The organism is Microbulbifer jejuensis, from assembly GCF_047289955.1.
Lineage (GTDB): Bacteria > Pseudomonadota > Gammaproteobacteria > Pseudomonadales > Cellvibrionaceae > Microbulbifer.
Genome location: NZ_JBLBUB010000017.1, coordinates 89,532 through 111,178, shown reverse-complemented (window position 1 = coordinate 111,178; position 21,647 = coordinate 89,532). Strand labels below are relative to the sequence as shown.

Sequence of the window (21,647 nt, the reverse complement as noted above, 5' to 3'; positions counted from 1 at the left end):
CTCAATCTGGCATCTTTGCTCATAGGTCAGTTGCTTGTAGTGTCTCATTGCATAACTCTTGCCGGAGAAAAAGCGAGAAGCCTACGGGCAACTGGCCGCTTTTTCTAGCTCCATTGAGATATGCACTTACAAGTTGAATCTAGGAACTCTTTTCACGCCAAATTATTAAAAAATTACTGTAAATCAATCTGATACGATAATTTAGTACTATCGAACCACCAGGAATAATGATCACTACGGCCAGTATCCTAAAAATCACCAATAAATGTAATCCCTTGTATTTATTAGCTTTTAGGAGGAATAAGCCCTTCACTGCGAAAATAACGGTCACAGTGATCGAAATGCCGGCTCGTATTTGGTCATATTGCCTGTAAAACTGCACCACTCTCCAGATAGGCGTATCGCCAGGCGTTCTCCCCCTTGCCTATTGACACACCTTTCTGGTGCAGCCACGGCAGCGCCGCCTGCAGTGATCAAGCCTTGCGCATCTGCGCCGACACCAATGCGGAGCAGAAGAGTACAGGCTTGCCGTCTTGACTGTGCTTACCTTCCCAGGAAGCGCACGAGAAGGTAAGGGTTTGCCGTGCTGCTTGGGGCTGCTACGGCTTTCGAGGTGCCCGCCTAGCGCTATGTCTTTTTATTGGGGCGGTGCTTGAATGGCCTGAGGATGGCTGGGGGGTGATCGGTTGGGTCCTCCTCCAGCGCCCAGGCTTCTTCCAACAGTTGCAGTAAACGCACGGCCCGTATCACCCGGTTACCCTTGCCGGGCGCAATGTGCAGGTCCACAACCTTATCTCTGATGGCGACCGGCGTGATGATAAAATACCCACCCAGGTGTAACGGCTGAAACAATCGACAGGGTAATATAGGCATCTTTATAGGCTCCTTGAGTCACCTGTGGCGGAAAGGTGCAGGAAAAGCACATCGCTTTGCGTGGTTTCTCTCGCCGCAGGTGCGATCCTTGTGGGGAAAAGAAAAGGGAAAATTGCATAAAGGGTGCGCAGCCAGGGAGGCGGTGCGCGGCTGAAGTAAAAGACCACACCAATCATCACGCAACGCCACAGCACACTCCGCCGCCGAGGGCGAAAGTGACTCGAAAAGCTCGTCTTCAGGGAGACGTTGATTGAAGACGAACGAGTGTATGGCGTATCATTCAAGACAGCCTCGCTAGATACTTATCTTATCTATTGGGGTTAGCCATCTCTCGGTGTTCCAGCACTGGGAGGTGGCGTTTTTCTCTCATTTACGCGGTCATGATGCGGTCCTTTTTTGTTTGAATGTTTTGCGATTGGATTTCCCGCGAGCGCTGCGGTTACAGGGCGCTCGTGGGATAAATAATGATCGTTGCGCTGTTTTTTTATTTATTTTTCTTTGCTTGCACCGGTGAGGCGGTTGGGCGCTAGGGTAGCAGACCTACGATATTCGATTTTTGCAAAAAAAGTCAATCAATCTGAAGCTTTAGGCGACACTAAATGTAGTTTCCCACTGGCTGGCAAAGCTATTCGCAGTACAGCAAGGAATTAGCAATCAATTCCCAGGGAAACCCGGGCTTGTTCGATAAGAGATCGCTGGGTGAAATTTCACCATCCGAATGATGTGTTTGAATGAATCGCCGTCTGCGAAACCATGAAACATAGCTTAGTACACATTTTTTGGAAGGGTTTGTCGCCTTGTGTGGGTCTTGTAAACTCAGGTTGTTAGTATCCGCGGAAACAACTAAAAAAAGAGTACAGGCTATGAAGAGGCGAAATGGTCTATTTTGGCTACTCCTGCTCCATGCGCTCTTCTATTGCCTCACAGCCTGTACGGATTATGAAGCGGCACCCAGAGCAGCCGATACCGGCCAATCGCCTCTGGCTGCGCGCATTGCGGGCCAGGAGATCCGCCTTGAGAAGATCGACAACGCCCTGCAACTGGCGTTATATGATTTGGCAGAAATGCAGTATGGGTTGCGTGTAGGCAGGATTTATGAGTTGGCAGATAAAAATAACCATAAAAAGGCAGTGGAAATTCTTTTGCCGGTTCCGGTGCCCCCCCGCATTGATTTATCCAGCAAATCCCGCCTATTTCGGGGCAATCCCAAGGCCCCAATTACCATTTCCGTATTCTGCTCTTTTCAGTCGCCACACTGTAAATCCATTCAACCGGTGCTGAGGCGGTTGGCGGAACGATACAGGGGGTGGACAAGGCAGGCGCACTTGGATTTCCCCCTGAAATTCCACAAGGAGGGGGTACAAGCCGCTCATGCAGCCCGTTGTGCGGCAGAGCAGGGCGGCTACTGGAAGTATCACGATGCTTTATATGTGCAAACACCCAGGCTTGATGGGAAACTCTATTTAGCGCTGGCGCAGCGCTTACAGCTTGATGGAGCCCGCTTTCAGCACTGTATAAAAGATGCGGACATCAGGTCGAAAGTTCTGAAAGACCGAAAGATGGCGATGGACCTGGGGTTGAAAAATGTTCCCGTGGTATTGATTAACGGGTTATATCTCAAGGGGTCGCGCACGTTTGAGCAATACGCTTATTGGGTGGACAGAGAGTTGCACAGCATGGGTGTCTCAACAGGTGAAAAGTATGTATGGCGGGACTCCAATGGAATCAATGACAGGGACCTGCCTTTTACCACACTGCCTTTGGCACTGGTGGGGGTTAGTGAATCGAGTGCCGAGGAAAACTCGAAAGGGTTGATTGAGGTGGAACAGACACGGGCACAGTATTTTACCTTGGGGCAGCAACTGCTGCCAAACGTATCATTGCTACGGCTTCATCGCAGGTTTGCGGTCATTGACCATCATGGCAGTCTGGAAAAACTGCCACTTAAAGGGGAGATGGCTACTGATATTCCACTCACGGATTCCCACCAACAGAGCGAGGCCGCCAGGCAGCGGATTGAGCAGCCTCTGGGGCCCGGTACCGGCAGGTTAATCGAACCATCCGGGGTTTTAACCCTGGGGCAGGCGTGGCTGCGCAAACAACTGGCCCAGCGCGAACTGCTGGAAGCAAAATTCACCGAGGCGGCACTTGCGGTAGAGGGGCATCACCTGTTGCGGCTGGAGGGTATTGCAGACAGTGAATTCTTTAACGGGCTTGGCCTGCAGGAAAATGATGTGTTACTGCGTGTGAATGACAGCTGGGTGCACAGTGGGCAAAATACCTTGTGGGAGGCGCTCACCAGTGGCCAGATCATTGACGTTACCTTTATGCGCAAGGGGCTGCCGTACCGCTTACAGTATGTGGTGGAAGAGCTTGGGTACTTTGAAGGAGATCCCGACCAAGGCAGGGACTGAGCTTCGCTCAGGCTGGGCCAGCTATTTATCCGCAAATCAAGTGGCTTGCCATAATTATGGTGACAAGTAAATTTTCGATAAATAGCTGGGCCCAGTGTTCACCGGGCAGAGTTAATGACTATTTATCCGGATTTCCATCCCACATAATATTTGCCAGGATATTTTGTCCCTGGATACTGGGATGGAAACAATCCCCACCATCAATATCATCTTTGCCAAACAGGAAGGTACCGCCATTGACTTCGTCTTCACCGGTATATTCGGCAATAACCTCTACGCCATTTGTGCCGTTATAGCCCTCTGCCTGTTCTGCCAGTATTGCATTGTAACGTCGCTGGACAGCGCTAATGCCGTTATAGCGGGTGGTAAAATCCTCGCCGTTCAAGGTGCCGCCATTGGTGGCAATACGGCAGATGCCAAAGGTGGACCAGACATTTTCACAGTCCACCCCTGAATCCCCGCTCTGCTTTTCCAGGCCCGCAGCCCGCAGGTCCTGTACACGGGGCACCGAACCCAACACTATTGTGGAGCCATTGGGTAGGCCAGTGACCAGCTTATCCAATCCCGCGCGGATAGCCGATCGCCACTCGTTGTCGGTATACAGCGGGTCACTGCAATTGGCAGGGTCAATACACCCCCGGTTACAGATATCGTTACCGCCGAGCACAACCTCCACATGATCCGCGAGTGTACTCTGGGCAAGAATGCGATCCGCCTGTATTGAAAAGTTATCACCACCACTGCGCATCTCGGCACCGGATTCGGCTGCATTTTTATTCGCGGCTATATTGGGCAAAGTCAATTTATATTTGTCGTGCACACTGTCAACCGAATTGTCATCCCCATCAAACCACGAATGTTCGGGCTGATCACCTTGCAGCAGGCAAAACAAATCAAAGATAGTCGTATTGCGCGTGCAGTCCGCAGCGAACGCCATGGTGATACTGTCACCGGCGGCGACGGCTTTGGAGGGGGTTGCCACTGAGTGCTCGACCGACAGGATACCTAGCGCTAACACTGTTATAACACCGTACTTATTCCACATTGTTTTTCTCCCACACCGACTTTCGTCGAAGGTTGTTATTGTTGTTTCTGCTACGGTGAACGCGCTGGATTGTAAAACAGGGTCAGAGATGTGGAATTATGAATACTATGGACTAAACGGTCAGATTTGAATAACTTGAAGTGCGTTGGAATTCTGTCGCCTGGTGCTTTGGTAAGACAGGGCCCTGATGGCAGGGGGGTGATCAGCGGCCTGAACCTGCCGCGGTATGGTATAGGCGCCGCACACGCCAGACCAGACACACCTTGTTCCTCTCCCATGGCTTCCTCTATACTGCGCAACAACTTGTCGGAGCGCCTGTGGGCTGAGATCGCTGCTGCGAGATCCGTTGAACCTGATCGGGGTAACTTCCGCGTAGGGAACAAGATCCGAAGTCGTCGCTGGATTATACAGGGATGACTTTTCTCTTACTTTTTGCCCTGGACGCTGCGCCCTTTATTTTTTGCAAGCCACGGGGTCAAGCATGTCCGAAAATACCAAGCAGCCTGGGAAAGCCGGGAAGTCCTCCCGCGCCGCCAGCCGCGATTCCGCGAAGTCCTTCCTGGAAAACCTTACCGCTCAGTCCTTCCCCAATTCCAGCAAGGTCTACCTGCCAGGTGAGACTGTCGATATCCGGGTGGGCGTCCGTCAAATTGACCTCAGTGATAGTGTTGTGGGAGGAGATGACAAGGATCCGGTACTGGAGCCCAATGCACCGCTGATGGTGTATGACACTGCCGGCCCCTACTCAGACCCCAATGTCAAAGTGGATGTCCGCACGGGGTTGCCCCGGTTTCGCCAAGCCTGGATTGAGGCGCGCGATGATACCGAGCAATTGGGTTCCCGGCAGGCAGCCTATAGCCAAGGGCGTATGGCGGATCGGGGGCTGGATCATATCCGCTTTGAAAAACTGCCGGGCCCGCGCCGCGCCAGGGCTGGCAACAATGTTTCGCAGATGCACTACGCCCGCCGCGGCATCATCACGCCGGAAATGGCGTATATCGCAGTACGCGAGAATATGGGCCGTGCACAACAGGAGGGTGGCGCAGGGGAGCAGGAATACCAGAAGGCCCGCGAGGGTATTTATATCCCCGAGCAAATCACTCCGGAATTTGTGCGCAGGGAAGTGGCAGAGGGCCGCGCGATCATTCCCGCCAACATCAACCACCCGGAAGTGGAGCCGATGATTATCGGACGCAACTTTCTGTGCAAGGTGAATGCCAATATCGGCAATTCCGCCATTACCTCCTCTATCGAAGAGGAGGTGGAGAAGCTGGTGTGGTCGACCAAGTGGGGCGCGGACACGGTGATGGATCTCTCCACCGGCGCCAATATTCATGAAACCCGCGAGTGGATATTGCGCAATTCGCCGGTGCCTATCGGCACGGTGCCCATCTACCAGGCGCTGGAGAAGGTGGATGGCATTGCCGAAGCACTGACCTGGGAGGTCTATCGGGACACCCTGATCGAACAGGCGGAGCAGGGTGTGGATTATTTTACCATCCACGCCGGGGTCCTGCTGCGCTATGTGCCGCTCACTGCCAAGCGCATGACCGGCATCGTATCCCGCGGCGGTTCCATTATGGCCAAGTGGTGTCTGAGTCACCACAAAGAGAATTTCCTCTACACCCACTTTGAGGAAATCTGTGAAATTATGAAGGCCTATGATGTGAGTTTCAGCCTCGGTGACGGTCTGCGCCCGGGGTCTATTGCCGATGCCAATGACGAAGCCCAGTTCGGTGAACTGCGCACCCTGGGTGAATTGACCGAAATCGCCTGGAGGCACGATATACAGACTATGATCGAAGGCCCCGGCCATGTGGCAATCCATAAAATCAAGGAGAATATGGATGAGCAGCTGAAGCATTGCCACGGTGCGCCTTTCTACACCCTGGGTCCCTTGACAACCGATATCGCCCCCGGCTATGACCACATTACCTCGGGCATCGGTGCCGCGCTGATCGGCACTTATGGCTGCGCCATGCTGTGCTATGTGACCCCAAAAGAGCACCTGGGTCTACCCAATAAAGAGGATGTCAAAGAGGGGTTGATGGCCTATAAGATTGCCGCGCATGCTGCGGATCTGGCCAAGGGGCACCCCCGCGCTCAGAAACGCGATGACGCCCTCTCCAAAGCCCGTTTTGAATTTCGCTGGGAGGATCAGTTCAACCTGGGTCTCGATCCGCAGCGGGCGCGGTCTTATCACGACGAAACCCTGCCGAAGGAATCCGGCAAGGTCGCGCACTTCTGCTCTATGTGCGGCCCCAAGTTTTGCTCCATGAAGATTAGCCAGGACGTACGCGATTACGCTGCCAAGCGCGAGGCGGAACAGGGCATGGAAGAAATGGCGATCAAGTTTAAGGACATGGGTAGCGAGATTTACCACAAGGGCGAATGAGTCCACTGGGCAGGGTTTCAGGGCTATGTTTCCCTGCCGGGAAAAGACGGGTACCCGGTGTGCGGCAGTGATCAGGGTGATTGCTGCCGGCCGGTGCCCAAATGCTATTGGAGCGACAGGTGGTCAATGACTAGTGAAAGCAAAGCGAGAATCGCCATTGCCGGGGGCGGCCTGCTGGGCCGCCTGCTCGCTTGGCGTTTATCCCGGCGGGAGCTGGATATTACTCTGTTCGAGGCGGGCGATTTGTCTTTGCCCGCAGGCGCCTGCTGGGCCGCAGCGGGTATGATCTCGCCCCTGTCCGAGTTGGTGCAGGGGGAAAAGGAGATTTATACCCTGGGGCTTGAGAGCCTTAAACTTTGGGTGGGCTGGAGTAAGCAGCTCGAAAAGCAAACCGGCCGCACGGTGGAATTTCGCCAGGCGGGCAGTGTGCTGGTTGCCCACGGCAAAGACAGAAGTGAATTGGCACAATTTCTGCGCGATCTACACGCCAAGCTGGGTGATCTGGAAAAAGACCAGGTGCAGTCTTTGGACGCCGGGGCACTGGGTGCGTTGGAACCCGCATTGGAGCGTTTTGAACAGGGTTTGTTCTTACGGGGTGAAGCGGATATCAACAACCATCGCCTCTTGCCCCTGTTGCTCAGCGCTTTGCGCCAGCAGGGTGTGGCACTGCGTGAGCGCATGAAAGTGCGCTGTGAGCAAAACCGGATTTGTTTTACCGAAGGGGAGGAGCAGTTCGACTGTGTGATCGACTGCCGCGGTCTCGGTGCCAAAGACGGTATTGAAGGGCTGCGCGGTGTGCGCGGTGAAGTGATGGTGGTGGAATCCCACGAGGTGGTTTTGCAGCGTCCAGTGCGTCTGCTGCACCCCCGTTACAGTCTCTATGCGGTGCCCCGCAGTGACGGTCGCACGGTGATTGGTGCCACTGAAATTGAAAGTGAGGACATGTCTCCGATTTCCGTGCGCTCCAGTATGGAGCTGTCCTCCGCACTCTTCTCCCTCAATCCGGCATTCGCCGAAGCGCGGATCGTGGAGACGCGGGTACACTGCCGCCCCGCCACGTTGGACAACAGGCCGTTGATACACAATGCCCAGGGCCAGATCCGTGTAAACGGCCTCTATCGCCACGGTTACCTGCTGGCACCGGCAATGGTGCAACAGGTGGAAGAGATAGTGACAGAACAGCTTCTACAGGTGGTTTGATGCAGGTTTTTGTGAACGGTGAAGTGCACACGCTGGCCTCTTCTGTGGCGCTGGCCGCCCTGTTGCAGCGGTTGGGGTATTGCGGCGAGGCCTTCGCCGTGGCGGTGAATGGCCGCTTTGTCCCGCGCACGGAGTATGCCGCAACCGCCATCCATCAAGATGATCGCCTCGATATTGTTGCGCCGGTAGTGGGGGGGTGAGTGTGAGTGATCCGTTAGCGCTTTACGGCCGGGAATTTAACAGCCGCCTGCTGGTGGGTACCGCACTGTATCCATCGCCGGCAATCATGCGGGAGTCGGTGCGCGCTTCTGCATCAGAAATCATCACATTGTCACTGCGCCGGCAAAACCCGGCGCAGCAGCGCGACAATGTATTCTGGGATTATGTGCGTGAAACCGGTTGCCAGTTACTGCCGAATACGGCTGGCTGCAAATCGCCGCGCGAGGCGGTGGAGCTGGCGAAGATGTCGCGGGAGATTTTCCATACAGAGTGGCTCAAACTGGAAGTGATCGGCGATGACTACAACCTGCAACCGGACCCCTTTGGCCTGGTCGAAGCGGCGCGCGAACTGGTCAATCTGGGTTTTAAAGTACTGCCCTATTGCACCGATGACCTGGTGCTGTGCCGAAAGTTGCTGGATGTCGGCTGCGAAGTACTGATGCCCTGGGGAGCGCCAATCGGCACGGGCCAGGGGCTTTTGAATAAATACAATCTGCACATGCTGCGCGAGCGCCTGCCCGGTGTGCCATTGATCATCGACGCTGGCATCGGCGCCCCGTCGCAGGCAGCGGAAGCGTTGGAAGCGGGTTTCGATGCGGTGCTGTTGAATACCGCCATTGCCAGGGCCCGGGACCCGGTGGGGATGGCCGGGGCATTTAAACTCGCCATAGAATCGGGGCGCGCGGCGTTCAATGCCGGGCTGATGCTCAAGCGCCAGACCGCCAGCCCGAGTACCCCCACACTGGATATGCCTTTCTGGCAGCAGGGCGAACCTCTGCCGCAAGGATAACCTATTGATGCGAGAGGAAGCCTTGACGAACAAACCGATTGTCTGGAGTATCGCCGGCAGCGACTCGGGCGGCGGCGCCGGTATACAGGCAGACCTGCTGACATTTGCCGATCTGGGCTGTCACGGTTGCACAGCCATCACTGCCAACACCGCACAAAATACCTGTGCAGTTGCCTCGATTAACGCCGTGCCCGTAGAGGTGCTGAAAGCCCAGTTGCAAGCCCTGCAGGTGGATTTGTTTCCGGCGGCAATCAAGATAGGTTTGCTGGCCAACGCCCGGCAGGTATTAGCGGTTGCAGAATGCTTGCGTGCCCTCAAGCAGGTAAGGCCGATCCCGGTCATTTACGACCCGGTTGCGGTGGCGAGCAGCGGTGCCGGCCTGACCGAAGAACCTATCGCGGCACAAGTGCTCGAACACCTGCTGCCACTGTGCGACCTGATTACCCCCAACCGCTACGAACTGGAGTGGTTAAGCCAAAGCGCCCTTGCCGACGCTGCAGCCCTCAATGGCGCCGCGCGGCAATTGCGGTCAAAGGGTTGCGGCGCGGTATTGGTCACCGGTGGGCATGCGCAACTGCGCCCTGGGGAAATCGCCGATTTACTCTGGGACGGTGAAAAAACCGATTGGTTTATTGGCAGGGCAGTACCGGGCAACAACACCCATGGCACTGGCTGTACGCTCTCCTCGGCCATTGCCGCCTGCCGAGCGCTGGGCTATCCACTGCGGGACGCCTGCGTGCTGGGAAAAGCCTATGTGCAGCGGGGCCTGCGCCTCGCTGAAAGCGACCGAATCGGCGCGGGTGCGGGGCCGGTGGGGCACTGTGGCTGGCCACTTGAGCTGCGGGATTTTCCCGAGGTGCTGCTGCCTGGGGAAGACCGTGCCAAAGCGTATGCATTAGATTGCGATGCCGCTGCGCAAACATTTGTGCAGGGTTTTGCCATGCCCGACAGTACCCGACTGGGGCTCTATCCGGTGGTGGATTCTGTGGATTGGGTGCAGCGGCTCGCAGAGCAGGATGTGCGTACCCTGCAACTGCGGATCAAACATCCCGGCAGCGATCTGCGCGCGCAGGTGGCGCGTGCCGTGGAGATTGGCAAATGCCATCAACTGCGGCTGTTTATTAACGACTACTGGCAGTTGGCGATTGAATGCGGCGCTTACGGGGTTCACCTCGGGCAGGAAGATCTGAAAACAGCTGACCTGGCGGCGATCCGGGCGGCGGGTCTGAAGCTTGGAATCAGCACCCATGGCTTTTACGAACTGTTGCTGGCCTACCGATATCGCCCAAGCTACCTGGCGCTCGGCGCTATCTATGCCACCGGTACCAAAGACATGTCCGGACAACTGCAGGGGCCGCAAAAGCTCGCCCGTATGGCGGCACTTCTGCCGGATTACCCACTGGTAGCGATCGGCGGTATCAACCTGCAGCGTGTTGCCGAGGTTGCCGCCAGCGGTGTGGGCAGTATTGCCGTGGTCAGTGCCATCACCAAGGCGGAAGATTATGTACAGGCGGTAGCAGAGCTGCGCACCGCTTTAGAGGGCGGGGTCCCTGCGGCGTCCGCGACGGGGTTGCCATGCTGAGTGCCAGGGAATTACAGCGTTACAGCCGTCAGATCCTGTTGCCCCAGGTCGGGGAAGAAGGACAGCGAAAGCTGGCTGCCGCGCGCTTGATGGTGATTGGCCTCGGTGGCCTCGGCAGTCCGGCGGCCCTGTATCTCGCTGCCGCCGGTATTGGCACATTACATCTGGTGGACGGCGACTGTATTGATCTTTCCAATCTTCAGCGGCAGGTGGTCTATAAAACCAATCACCTGGGCAAATCCAAAGCGCAGGTAGCCGCCCAGCAACTCACCGCGGCCAATCCGGCAATACAAATTCACCCCCACAACCGTATGGCCGATGCGCCATGGCTGCGCCAACAGGCAGGTCAGGTGGATTTGATCCTCGACTGTACCGATAACCTGGAAATCCGCCATGTGATCAACCGCAGTTGCCGGGAAGCCCGATGCCCTGTGGTGATGGCCTCGGTGCAGGGATTTTCCGGGCAACTGATCAGCTTTGATTTTTCCAGAAACCGGCATCCCTGCTATGCCTGTCTGTTTCCGCCACAAAAGCGCAGCGCAGTGCAGAACTGCGCCAGCGCAGGTGTGATCGGTCCGGCGCTGGGAATGGTTGGCAGTATGCAGGCGCTGGAGGCGATGAAATGGTTGCTGGGGCTGCCCGTACCCAGCCTCAATCAACTGCACTTGGTGGAAGCTGAAACCCTGGGGCTGCAATCCCTGCAACTGCAAAGGCAGGAAAACTGCCCCGTCTGTGGCAATGATTAACCCGGCTTGCGAATTGGTTGCAGAGCAGAGGTAAACCGTATTGCAAAGCGCCGGTGTATGAAGGGGGCTTTGCCCTGGTATCCCGGTGACATAAGTTTGGGCATTAAAGTATTTCTTGTCCTTACTGTCATGATATTCTTTCTGGCAGAGGGTTTGCCAGTACACCAGCGGATCCCTACGGCAACCTCCACCTCTTTATTCGGACATATTTCATGCCTGTGTCTGATACCTGATTCAATGGGCGTGTGATTTTTTGAATACACTAGGGGTTTTGAGACAAGCCAACTCCATCTGCACAAGAGGCGCGTAGTTATGAAGAAAATCGATATTGGAATCGACGAAAAGGATCGGGAAAAGATTGCCGCTGGTCTCAAGCACCTGCTGGCCGATAGTTACACACTGTATCTTCAGACCCATAATTTCCACTGGAATGTCACAGGGCCTCTGTTTCGGGAGTTACACCTGATGTTCGAGGAGCAGTACACCGAACTGGCTGATGCCGTCGACGATATTGCCGAGCGCATCCGCACCCTGGGGGTTGCCGCTCCCGGCACTTACCAGGCATTTGCCCAGTTGAGTTCCATCGAGGAAATTGTGGAAATTCCTGCTGCGGAGGATATGGTGAAAATCCTGACCAAAGGCCACGAACGGGTGATTAAAACCTGTCGTGATGTGCTCAAGTCTGCCCAGAAGGGGGATGATGAATCCACCATCGCGCTGGTGTCGGACCGCATGCGGGTGCATGAGAAAACGGCCTGGATGCTGCGGGCGACCAGCAGCAAATGATCTCCCTGCCTGTGCCGCTGTGACAATCAGCCACTGACTAACTGCAAAAAGGCTTGCGCCGGTGCCGAGAGGCTGCCGCGGCCCTTCAGGAGGACGCCCACATCCTGGGAGACCATGGGTGCCGACAGGGTGTGGCAATGCAAGCCGTATTCCTGCATCTGGGCCGCACATAGGCGCGGTACGGCACTGACGCCCAGCCCCGCGCGGACCAGTTGCCCGATTGTGCTGAGCTGATTGGCCTCACAAATATAGCGGGCGGCCTGGCCACAGCGCGTAAAGGCTTCCTCTGTCCAGCGACGCACAGCCGATCCCCGGTTCATTGCGATAAACGGGTGCGCGGCCAGGTCGCGCCACTGCAAAGCACTCTTCCCGGCCAGTGGATGTACCGCTGGCGTTACGGCGATAAACCGGTCGCGCTCGAAAGGGATGAACACCATACCGCCCAAATCGTCCGGGCGAAAACAGATCCCCAGTTCAGCGCGACCCTCTTGCACAGACTGCACCACCCGTTCCATCACCACATCCTCCAGAACAATATCGATGCGCGGATGCTCCCGGTGGAATTTCGCCAGTAGTGTTGGCAGCCGGTTCAGGGCAAAAGCCGGAATCACCGCCAGCTGTAGCTGTCCGCGCTGGAGGCGAAAACGCTGCTGTATGGCATCCAGAGACTGGTCCCAACTGTGCAGCAACTGCTCGGCACGGGAGAGAAATTCCCGTCCCTCGGGTGTCAGGACCAGCTGGCGGCCATCGCGGCTGAACAGGGGACCACCGGCGGTAGCTTCCAGATTGCGAATAGCCACAGACAGGGCCGGCTGGGAGAGGTGCAACTGCGCGCTGGCCTCAGCCAGGCTGCGGCTGCGCGCCACGGCCGTAAAGGCGCGCAGTTGCTTGATGGTTGCGCTCACGGAGACTCCAGACCACCCCGAGCAACCTCGAGGGGACTTTAATATTTTTTAATAAACCATTATAAGATTAAAATAGTTTAAATCTGCCGGGCAAGGCATGATGGCTGCTTTCGCGCTGAACGAAACGCGAACAAACGCTGAGCATTGTGAATGCATAAGGTCTGCTGAGATGAAGGACACCGCACAACCCCTTTGGCAACCGAGCCCCGAGGCCATTGCCGCCACCCAGATGGAAGCGTTTCGCCGCTGGGTCAATGAGAGACACCAGCTGAAACTGAGTGATTACAGTGCGCTCTACCGGTGGTCGGTGGAGGCGCGCGAGACTTTCTGGAGCGACCTGTGGGATTTCACCGGGGTGCTCGCCAGCGCGCGCGGGGATGCGGTGCTCGGGTCCGACGGCATGCCGGGAGCCTGGTGGTTTCCCGGTGCCCGGCTCAACTTTGCCGAGAACCTGCTGCGCTTTCGCGATGACAAGCCGGCCCTGGTTGAGCGCCTTGAAAACGGCGGCCGCCGCCAGCTCAGCTATGCAGAGCTATACCGGCGGGTAGAGCGCCTCGCCGCCGCTCTGGCTGGTCAGGGTGTGGTGCAGGGGGATCGTGTGGCAGGCTTTATGCCCAATGTCATCGATACCGTGGTGGCGATGCTGGCCACCACCAGCCTCGGTGCCATCTGGACCTCCTGCTCCCCGGATTTCGGTATCCATGGGGTATTTGACCGCTTCGGGCAGGTGGAGCCAAAAGTGCTGTTTGCCTGCGAGGGGTATTTCTACAATGGCAAGGTGATTGACTCCCTGCCGCGGTTGCGGGAAATTGTTGCCCGTATCGATTCCATCGAAAAACTGGTGGTGGTACCCGTCGCCCGCACTCAAGAGCAGACGGCTGGGGTGCTGGCTGCGCGGCCCGTGGATAAGGCCGTGCTACTTCAGGAGTTTGAAACTGCGGCGCCCGAGTCCAAGCTCGCCTTTGTGCAGACCGGCTTCGATCACCCCCTGTATATCATGTACTCCTCCGGTACCACCGGTGTCCCCAAGTGTATTGTGCATGGTGCCGGCGGCACCCTGTTACAGCACCTGAAAGAGCACCGTCTGCACTGCGATCTGCGGCGCGAGGACACGCTGTTCTACTTCACCACCTGCGGCTGGATGATGTGGAACTGGCTGGTGAGTGGCCTCGCCTCCGGTGCGACCCTGGTGCTGTTTGACGGTTCGCCGTTTTACCCGGGGGCAAAGTGCCTGTGGGATATGGCGGATGAAGAGGGCATCAGCGTATTCGGCACCAGTGCCAAATATATTGCCGCGCTGGAGAAGAGTGGCTGTAAACCGCGGGAGAGCCACAGGCTGGAAAAGCTTCGCGCACTGCTGTCCACCGGTTCCCCCCTGGCCCACGAGGGCTTTCGCTATGTGTATCGGGAGATCAAGGGAGACCTTTGTTTGTCTTCCATTTCTGGTGGCACCGACATCATTTCCTGCTTTGCCCTTGGCAACCCGTCCCTGCCGGTCTTCGCGGGCGAGCTGCAGTGCCGCGGCCTGGGCATGGCGGTGGAAGTCTGGAACGACAAGGGTAAAGCGGTGACCGCTGAAAAGGGCGAGCTGGTGTGTGCCCGGTCTTTCCCCTGTATGCCGATTGGTTTTTGGAATGATGCCGAAGGGGTAAAATACCGCAGCGCCTACTTCGAGCACTGGCCCGGCGTCTGGGCCCATGGAGACTACGCGGAGATCACAGAACACGGTGGTGTGATTATTTATGGGCGCTCTGATGCGGTGCTCAATCCCGGTGGTGTGCGCATTGGTACTGCAGAGATCTATCGCCAGGTGGAAAAAGTGGAGGAGGTGCTCGACAGTATCTGCATTGGCCAGCAGTGGCACGACGATGTGCGCGTGGTACTGTTTGTGGTGCTGCGCAATGGTGTGCAATTGGATGAGGCGCTGATACAGAAAATCCGCACTACCATTCGCGCCAACACCACGCCCCGCCATGTACCGGCCAAGGTGGTTCAGGTGGCGGATATTCCCCGCACCATCAGCGGAAAAATTGTTGAATTGGCAGTGCGCAATGTGGTGCACGGCCAGGCAGTGAAGAATAGGGAGGCACTGGCCAACCCCGAGGCGCTGGAGTTATTCGTGCAGTTGCCGGCGCTGGCGGAAGATTGAAGCTTTGTGGGGACAGGGGCGGTTGAGCGGGCGCCATTTTGTTTGCACCGGTTCTGCGCTACCCTTGCCCAAGGGTTATACACAATAGTTACGGAAAAAGAACAGACATGGTTACCTATCTCTACTGGGCGGCGGTTATCGCCCTGGTTATTCTCTCTCTTTATCTGGGCAGCCGTATGGGCAGCCTGAAAATAGGCGCTATCGTGGCCGCGGTGTTCTTTCTGGCTGGATGGCTGGCCTATTATTTCCACTACGAGCAGGTGTTTGTGAAACGCTTTGGCGGCGTTATGCGAATCTCTGTGCCGGAGGGGTATCGGCATATTGGGGCTACCTGGAAAGAGGACAACCTATGGATCGAAAACTACGATCCCAACACCAATCAATGTATTTTCACTGAGTACTCCAGAGGAAATATTCTCGAGGGACGGGTGATTATTCAGGACTGCAATCCGTTGCTTGGCGGCCCCAGTACCACCCAGCCATAAACCCGTCTGGAAATCACTGTATCCGGCGGATAAAGAGCGCTTCCTACCTGTTTGCCGCCGGCTGGCGGCGGCATTGATTCCCGCTGCCAGTTTATTACCCTCTATTTCCCCTACCGGATTCCTCTAGCGGAGAGAAATCGGAAGTGGCGGGGCGGATACCCCGTGCTTTGCGGAGTCACCGCTGTAGAGAACGGATCACTATTTTGCGAATTCTCTTTGTCTCTTTGCTCGTCGGTTGTGTATTGCTGCCCTCGCAGGGGACGGTTGCCAATCCGTTTTTCAACCAGTTGCCGGGATTTGCCCTGCGTGTGCAGGGGGACTCCACCCTGCAGGGTAGCTTGCGTCAGGCACTGGAAGCGTTGCGGGAAAACAGCAGTACCTTGCAGAGTTATGAGGACCCCCGCGATATTGCCCGCTACGAGCGCGGCAATCTCGAAAAACTGCTGCGCTCCAGGGGTTATTACGACGCCACTGTGCGTGAGTCTGTGGCGGATGGGGAGATTGTCTATCGGGTCACACCGGGCCCTCAGTATCGTATAAAAAGTTTGGATATCGAAATGCCTCCGGGCTTGCGCTCAGGCTTGAGGGGGCTTCCCATTGCCGTTGGAGACCCGCTTCTGGCCAGTGGGGTGTTAGAGGGGGTTCAGGCGGTTACCCGGTATATCAATGAAAACGCCTGTCTTCTGAATGTGGATGTCAGTTATCAGGCCACCATAGTGCACCGGGAAGCCGCCGCGGGGCTGGTATATCGCGTTGCCCCAAGTCCGGAAGTCAGGGTGGGTGCAGTGCATATATTGGGGGCGGTTTCCATTGCGGAGGATTACCTGCGGGATCAATTGAGTATTCTTCCCGGCGACTGTTTTAATCGCAGTCAGCTCGATGCGGCGCAACTGCGCCTGTTGCGCACCAAATTGATTGCCAATGTCACCAGTGTGGTGTCGGAGCCCCACAATGGACTGGTGAATATCACTTTTATTGTGCAAGAGCGCAATCACCGCACCATAACTCTGGGGGTGGGCTACACCTCTGATGAGGGCACGGGGATATCTGCCAGTTGGGAACATCGCAATGTATTTCACCGCGGGGAAAAATTCGAGATAGAGAGCAAAATCAATCGGGTGAAACAGTCACTGAAAGGTAAATTGACTCTGCCGCGCTTTCTCCGGGACCGACAGCGCTTGACTGCAAGTCTCGCTCTGACCGGTGAAGATGTAGACTCCTATCACGCCAAGGCGGTTACACTGGGCGCTAAGGTATCGCGCAAGCTCAGTAAGCACCGCACCGTGAGTGCCGGGGCGGAGCTGAAATTCAGCCGCGTGGATGAGCAAGCGGGTCTCACCCTTGAAGAGGAGGGGCAGGATGAGAATTACCGTTTGCTGGCATTCCCTTTGGGATACAAGCTGAACACCACCGATAAACCCCTGGATGCACGCCGTGGTGCCATTACCGCTTTGGAGATAAAACCCTACCTGGATTTGAATAATAACAGCAGTGCCTTTTTGAAAAATATCCTGCAGGTCACCGCTTATAAAACGGCGAATGCGGCGCGCTATCAGCCGACTCTGGCAGTGCGGCTTAAAATGGGGGCTATTGTCGGCGCCTCCAATTTGGAATTGCCCGCCGATGAGCGTTTCTATGCCGGCGGCGGTGGCTCGGTTCGCGGCTACGGTTATCAGGAACTGGGACCGAGAATTGTTGAGATTGGGGCCGATGGACGCGAAACGCTGTCCGATCCCATCGGTGGTCGGGGGCTCAGTGAGCTCTCACTCGAAGGGCGCTTTCACTTTAGTGAAACCTGGGGCGGGGTAGTGTTCCTCGATGGAGGCAATGCCTACGAGAACCCGAGCCCGAATTTTTCCAACCTGTTTTGGGGTGTGGGTTTTGGTGTGCGTTATATTACTTCTTTCGCGCCCATTCGCTTTGACTTGGCATTTCCCCTGGACCGTCGCGATGGTGTGGATGACAGCTACCAGGTGTATATCAGCTTGGGGCAGGCATTTTGATGCCACAGTTACGCGCGACCGTTGTTGGATTCGCCCGTGGCTTGTGGGCATTACTGCGCGGACTGCAGCATGCGCTTGGTACCAGGGGTGTTCAGGTGGCGGGCTTGTGCCTCTTGATCCTGTTGCCATTGGGATATCTCCTGGGCACGGAGCACGGTAGGGTCAGCTTGACCCGCGGTGCTTTTTACGGTGCGGAGCAGGTGATTGCGGGTCTCCGTATCGAGGCCGAAGGGATGCGCAGTGAAAGCCTGGGGGCCTGGTTTGTCGATCGCCTCAGGATAGAGTTCAAACGCAAGACCCTCGCCGAGGCGCACCAGTTGGAATTAAAGCTACAGCGCTTTTCCCGTGACCCGATTGACATTGAGCGCATCGCTGCCAAAAACCTTCTGATCAATCTCGATGTACTGACTGAATTACTCAAACTGACCCAGACCGGGCAGGACACTGTTCAGACTGCGGGGTTGGAGCGTGATCCCGATAAGGTTGAGGCCTGGGACTCTCTGCTGCCGGGCGTGCGTCTGGGGCAATTACAGTGTGGGCGGGTGCAGCTGATACACAGCAAAATAGCTGAAATTCCCGCAGTTTCCGTGCACGCCAGCGCCCTGTACCAATGGGAAGGCCAGCCCGCGCAGTTACAGTTGGTCGTGCGAGCATTCAACGACGGTAAGTTGCAATTGATTGCGAAGGGACGGGAGCAGCCGTCGGGCCGGTTTGTACTGGATTTCTCCGTCCATGAAAATGCGCGGGGATTTGTCAGCCGCCGGTTACACCTGCCCGGGCAGCAGCAGCTCAATGCCAGCGGTGTGGTTTCCCTGCGCAGGCGCGACGAGCAGTTACAGGTTGATATCGAGTCCTTCACCACCCCTTTCTCCCGGCACAAACTGGGCTTAACCGGCAGTCTGGCAATCAGCCGCTCCCCCTGGCGAATGAGCACCGAGGGTATCCTGTTATACGTTGACGGCAGGCGCAACAGCCTTACCGGCAGCTTCAGCACCGAAAATATTTCTGCGCACCTGCACCTCAACCGTTTGCCGGTCACGCTCTCGCGCCCCTGGCAGGACGTGTTGCACAGCGGCTGGTTGAGTGCCGATCTCAAACTGACCGGCGCAGGGATGCAGCCCGATGTCACCGGCCAACTGCAATTGCGCAGCCGCTATCGGGAACAGCCTTTGGGCCTGACTGGCCGGGTGAGTACCCGGCGGGGCACTATCCAGTTGGAATCAGTGCAGCTGAGCTTTGCAGGCGCCCGCATGGTGACAACAGGACAGGTTGATACCACAAGCAAAACCCTGAACCTGACCGCTGTCGTACCGGAGCTGGCTGTGGAGGAAATGCGTCGATTGATGGCTGCATTGCCCTATACGGACAGGGTGGAAATACCGGCGGGATTATCCGCCAGCCTGCACCAGTTGCAGGTCACGGCGCAGGGGCCCTGGCAAAACCCCGACCTGGAGGGGGTTTTGAGGGTTGCCGCTGTATACCGCAATCTACACAGTGAACTGCATATCGGGGTGCATGGCAATCGGCGGGAACTGATCATCAGGGATCTCGCTTTGGTGGGGAACAAACTGAATATCCACGGCGGCGGCACCATCGGGATTGAAGCTAAAGCGCTGAATGTGCAACTCGAAATTGACCTGCGCGCCCTCGACCCCGGGCACGACCTCGGCTTGGTTTTGGCCGAGGACATGACCGTCAGCATGCAAGGGGCAGTCGCGGTACAGGGCCCCTGGTCCAACCCGTACGTCAGCGCCAGTCTGGAGTCCGGGGGTCGAATCCACGCGTATGACTACACCCTGAAAGGCGATGCCACCGGTAATCTGGAAAAGATTGATCTCAAAGGGTTCCGCCTTGAGGTGTTCGCCAATGACACAGTGCATCATTTCGACCAGGGGCAGTCCCCCGGCGCACAGATGCCCGCCACAATGCCGGGTTTGCAGAAGGGTTTCAGGCAGTCCGCCCAGGGCCAGAACCCATTGATGTCTTTGGTCGAGGAGGCACAGCGCCTGGAGCGGGAGGGAATGGCTCTGCTGGAAGCCGAAGGGGTCATCGAACCCATGCAGGGTCGCATCGACGTCAACCTCAGTGCGCGCAACCTGCCAATTTCTCTGGTAGGTGTTGTGGGCCTGACCCTGCCCGATACCCTCAAAGGCGCATTGAGCCTGGATGGTGAAATTCAGGGGGCTCTGTCTTATCCGCAAGTGCGGGGCACTGTTTTCGCCCAGGGGGACTATAGCCGGGAGCCCTGGCAATTGCAGGGCCAGCTGGACTACGCCGATAACCGCTGGATTCTGAATGGTTTGGAATTGTTGTGGGCGGGTCGCAACCAGCTCTCCGCCCATGGCAGCCTGAATAAGCAGCGACTGGATTTTCAGCTACAGGGCAGGGCAGCGCTTGCCGACCTCTCGCCGAGGATATCGGTGGATATGCCCGAACGCGGTGATATCAGCTTGTTTGCCGCTATTAACGGCAGCCCGCAGAATCCACAGTTGCAGGGGGAGTTGCGTATCAGCGGGGAGGCGCCAGGACGAGCGCAGGGGCGCATACGGGCACAGCCATTCACACTGTTGCTGGAGTGGGGTACTCAAGAGGGCGCATTGTCGATAAACCTGACTGGGGAGCACGGCGGTCGCCAGGCGATTGACAGCAGGGCGAAACTGGAGATTACGCCCATTTTTGCCCACCTGTTCTCCAATAACCCGGTGGAGAGCGCCCCGGATGCGATGCCTTTGCTATTGACTGGTGGGGGCACTGCAAATTTGTCTGTGGTGGGGGAGTTTATCGATCCAAGGGTGCACAATGTACGCGGTCTTGTGCATTTTACCGTGGATAGCAAGGGGACTTTTGCGCATCCCAACCTGACCGGGGCGATAGAAATGCGTGCTGGTAGTTACGAACATCGCCCGACCCATACCCGCATTGCCAATATCGATTTTTATGTCCGCCTGCTTCCGGGGCAGTGGCGTATTGAACGCGGCAGTGCCACTGATGGTGACGGGGGGACAATCCATCTCGACGGTGCGGTGCTATTGCCTGTGGGGGCGCCGCCAGAGTTCAATCTGGTTTTGCACTTGGCGCGTGCCCATCTGCTCAATACCCCGGCAGTGCGCGGTGCTATATCTGGCAATGTGGCTCTGTCAGGTACGACGGAGGATGCGGCGATGCGAGGCCGCCTTGTTCTGCGCCCCCTGTCGCTACAGATAGAGCAGTGGATCGGCAGCAGTATACCGGAAATACAGGTGGTGGAGATTCAGGCGGGCGGAGCCCGGGTGACGCCTTCGGTGTCGCTATTGCGCAGGATCGGCCTGGGCATCGAGGTGGTGCTGGATCAGCAATCCTATGTGCGCGGCCTCGGGCTCAATTCACAGCTGAGCGGTCTGGTGGATATCCACGGCACTGCCGCTAGGCCAGCGGCGTCGGGAGCGTTGACCATTGTGCGCGGCAGTTTTGATTTGCTCGGTAAGAAATTTGATTTGCAGGAAGGGGAAATCCGCTTCGAAAATAATGCAGTGGCTGTCTCAGTGGCGGGGGTGTATGAGTACAGCGATGGGGAAATTACCGCGCAGATTTCCGGTAGTGCCACAGACTTGGATATCACCTTCAGTTCCAATCCAGCGGCTTCTCAGGACGAGATACTGGCACAATTACTCTTTGGCAAATCCCTGTCGAATATTTTGCCGCTACAGGCCGTCCGTCTGGTGAGTGTTGTGCGGAGCTTACAGACCGGGCGCACAGTGTTGGACCCGGTGGCCAAAACCCGCGAACTGTTGCGACTCGATACGCTCGATATTGAGCAGGAAGACAGCGACGAGGGGGATGCGTACGCCCTGAGCTTGGGCAAATATATCACCAACCGGATATATGTGGAGCTGCAACGCAGTACCGATCCCCTCAGCCCCTGGCAGGCGGAGATGCAAATAGAATTACGGGATAATCTCAACCTGCAATTCCAAACCGCGGATGAAGGTGACAGTGGATCTGGCAGTGTGGAGTTACACTGGAAAAAGGAGTATTAAATCTGCAAGCCGCTTTGATAGGGGGTAAAAGACGGGTAC

The 21,647-nt window shown here is 56.6% G+C and carries 15 protein-coding genes and 1 riboswitch; of the genes, 12 read left to right on the top strand and 3 right to left on the bottom strand.

The window, feature by feature from the left end:
• Positions 1–627: 627 nt before the first annotated feature.
• Positions 628–873 (bottom strand): hypothetical protein, encoded by a 246-nt coding sequence (locus tag ACL7TT_RS12705; protein ID WP_413395890.1) that lies wholly within the window; start codon positions 871–873, stop codon positions 628–630.
• Positions 874–1,736: 863 nt separating this feature from the next.
• Here ACL7TT_RS12705 and ACL7TT_RS12700 point away from each other — a divergent pair.
• On the top strand, positions 1,737–3,287 hold the full coding sequence (locus tag ACL7TT_RS12700) for a thioredoxin domain-containing protein (protein ID WP_413395889.1): 1,551 nt from the start codon (positions 1,737–1,739) through the stop codon (positions 3,285–3,287).
• Between the two features lie 118 nt (positions 3,288–3,405).
• Here ACL7TT_RS12700 and ACL7TT_RS12695 read toward each other — a convergent pair whose 3' ends face one another.
• Positions 3,406–4,332, bottom strand: a complete 927-nt coding sequence (locus ACL7TT_RS12695; RefSeq protein WP_413395888.1) for an SGNH/GDSL hydrolase family protein — start codon at positions 4,330–4,332, stop codon at positions 3,406–3,408.
• A gap of 297 nt (positions 4,333–4,629) precedes the next feature.
• Positions 4,630–4,728: riboswitch (TPP riboswitch) on the top strand.
• An 85-nt stretch (positions 4,729–4,813) separates the two neighbouring features.
• On the opposite strand from ACL7TT_RS12695, the gene thiC reads away from it, so the two are divergent.
• The 7 genes from thiC to ACL7TT_RS12660 all read left to right on the top strand — a co-directional run bounded on the left by thiC (position 4,814) and on the right by ACL7TT_RS12660 (position 12,050).
• Positions 4,814–6,727 (top strand): phosphomethylpyrimidine synthase ThiC, encoded by a 1,914-nt coding sequence (thiC, locus tag ACL7TT_RS12690; protein ID WP_413395887.1) that lies wholly within the window; start codon positions 4,814–4,816, stop codon positions 6,725–6,727.
• A 126-nt stretch (positions 6,728–6,853) separates the two neighbouring features.
• Positions 6,854–7,927 carry a glycine oxidase ThiO gene (thiO, locus tag ACL7TT_RS12685; protein WP_413395885.1) on the top strand — a complete coding sequence of 358 codons (1,074 nt, stop codon included), beginning with the start codon at positions 6,854–6,856 and terminating at the stop codon, positions 7,925–7,927.
• The gene (gene thiS / locus ACL7TT_RS12680; protein WP_413395883.1) at positions 7,927–8,127 is read left to right on the top strand and encodes a sulfur carrier protein ThiS; all 201 of its coding nucleotides are present in this window, start codon (positions 7,927–7,929) and stop codon (positions 8,125–8,127) included. The genes thiO and thiS overlap by 1 nt, the downstream gene beginning before the upstream one ends.
• 2 nt (positions 8,128–8,129) lie before the next feature.
• Positions 8,130–8,936 carry a thiazole synthase gene (locus tag ACL7TT_RS12675; RefSeq protein WP_299946743.1) on the top strand — a complete coding sequence of 269 codons (807 nt, stop codon included), beginning with the start codon at positions 8,130–8,132 and terminating at the stop codon, positions 8,934–8,936.
• Between the two features lie 7 nt (positions 8,937–8,943).
• Positions 8,944–10,518 (top strand): thiamine phosphate synthase, encoded by a 1,575-nt coding sequence (thiE, locus tag ACL7TT_RS12670; RefSeq protein WP_413395881.1) that lies wholly within the window; start codon positions 8,944–8,946, stop codon positions 10,516–10,518.
• Positions 10,512–11,264, top strand: coding sequence for a HesA/MoeB/ThiF family protein (locus tag ACL7TT_RS12665; RefSeq protein WP_413395879.1), 753 nt, complete (start codon positions 10,512–10,514; stop codon positions 11,262–11,264). The genes thiE and ACL7TT_RS12665 overlap by 7 nt, the downstream gene beginning before the upstream one ends.
• Positions 11,265–11,576: 312 nt before the next feature.
• Positions 11,577–12,050: a Dps family protein gene (locus ACL7TT_RS12660; RefSeq protein ID WP_299946752.1), complete on the top strand. Its 474-nt coding sequence runs from the start codon at positions 11,577–11,579 to the stop codon at positions 12,048–12,050.
• A gap of 26 nt (positions 12,051–12,076) precedes the next feature.
• On the opposite strand, the gene ACL7TT_RS12655 is transcribed toward ACL7TT_RS12660, so the two are convergent.
• A complete protein-coding gene (locus ACL7TT_RS12655; protein ID WP_299946755.1) occupies positions 12,077–12,955 on the bottom strand; it encodes a LysR family transcriptional regulator in 879 nt (292 codons plus the stop codon).
• A 169-nt stretch (positions 12,956–13,124) separates the two neighbouring features.
• Here ACL7TT_RS12655 and ACL7TT_RS12650 point away from each other — a divergent pair, with 169 nt between their 5' ends.
• The 4 genes from ACL7TT_RS12650 to ACL7TT_RS12635 all read left to right on the top strand — a co-directional run bounded on the left by ACL7TT_RS12650 (position 13,125) and on the right by ACL7TT_RS12635 (position 21,608).
• Entirely contained in the window at positions 13,125–15,104 is a 1,980-nt protein-coding gene (locus ACL7TT_RS12650) for an acetoacetate--CoA ligase (RefSeq protein ID WP_413395876.1), read from the top strand.
• A gap of 107 nt (positions 15,105–15,211) precedes the next feature.
• The gene (locus ACL7TT_RS12645) at positions 15,212–15,589 is read left to right on the top strand and encodes a hypothetical protein (protein WP_413395874.1); all 378 of its coding nucleotides are present in this window, start codon (positions 15,212–15,214) and stop codon (positions 15,587–15,589) included.
• A gap of 203 nt (positions 15,590–15,792) precedes the next feature.
• Positions 15,793–17,592, top strand: a complete 1,800-nt coding sequence (locus ACL7TT_RS12640) for an autotransporter assembly complex protein TamA (protein WP_413395872.1) — start codon at positions 15,793–15,795, stop codon at positions 17,590–17,592.
• The gene (locus tag ACL7TT_RS12635; RefSeq protein WP_413395870.1) at positions 17,592–21,608 is read left to right on the top strand and encodes a translocation/assembly module TamB domain-containing protein; all 4,017 of its coding nucleotides are present in this window, start codon (positions 17,592–17,594) and stop codon (positions 21,606–21,608) included. Before ACL7TT_RS12640 ends, ACL7TT_RS12635 begins: the two co-directional genes overlap by 1 nt.
• Positions 21,609–21,647 lie beyond the last annotated feature (39 nt).

What these genes read in the sequence shown, in the direction of transcription:
- ACL7TT_RS12705 (WP_413395890.1), bottom strand. Translation starts at nt 873, where the DNA reads ATGCCTATATTACCCTGTCGATTGTTTCAGCCGTTACACCTGGGTGGG.
- ACL7TT_RS12700 (WP_413395889.1), top strand. Translation starts at nt 1,737, where the DNA reads ATGAAGAGGCGAAATGGTCTATTTTGGCTACTCCTGCTCCATGCGCTC.
- ACL7TT_RS12695 (WP_413395888.1), bottom strand. Translation starts at nt 4,332, where the DNA reads ATGTGGAATAAGTACGGTGTTATAACAGTGTTAGCGCTAGGTATCCTG.
- thiC (WP_413395887.1), top strand. Translation starts at nt 4,814, where the DNA reads ATGTCCGAAAATACCAAGCAGCCTGGGAAAGCCGGGAAGTCCTCCCGC.
- thiO (WP_413395885.1), top strand. Translation starts at nt 6,854, where the DNA reads ATGACTAGTGAAAGCAAAGCGAGAATCGCCATTGCCGGGGGCGGCCTG.
- thiS (WP_413395883.1), top strand. Translation starts at nt 7,927, where the DNA reads ATGCAGGTTTTTGTGAACGGTGAAGTGCACACGCTGGCCTCTTCTGTG.
- thiE (WP_413395881.1), top strand. Translation starts at nt 8,944, where the DNA reads ATGCGAGAGGAAGCCTTGACGAACAAACCGATTGTCTGGAGTATCGCC.
- ACL7TT_RS12665 (WP_413395879.1), top strand. Translation starts at nt 10,512, where the DNA reads ATGCTGAGTGCCAGGGAATTACAGCGTTACAGCCGTCAGATCCTGTTG.
- ACL7TT_RS12660 (WP_299946752.1), top strand. Translation starts at nt 11,577, where the DNA reads ATGAAGAAAATCGATATTGGAATCGACGAAAAGGATCGGGAAAAGATT.
- ACL7TT_RS12650 (WP_413395876.1), top strand. Translation starts at nt 13,125, where the DNA reads ATGAAGGACACCGCACAACCCCTTTGGCAACCGAGCCCCGAGGCCATT.
- ACL7TT_RS12645 (WP_413395874.1), top strand. Translation starts at nt 15,212, where the DNA reads ATGGTTACCTATCTCTACTGGGCGGCGGTTATCGCCCTGGTTATTCTC.
- ACL7TT_RS12635 (WP_413395870.1), top strand. Translation starts at nt 17,592, where the DNA reads ATGCCACAGTTACGCGCGACCGTTGTTGGATTCGCCCGTGGCTTGTGG.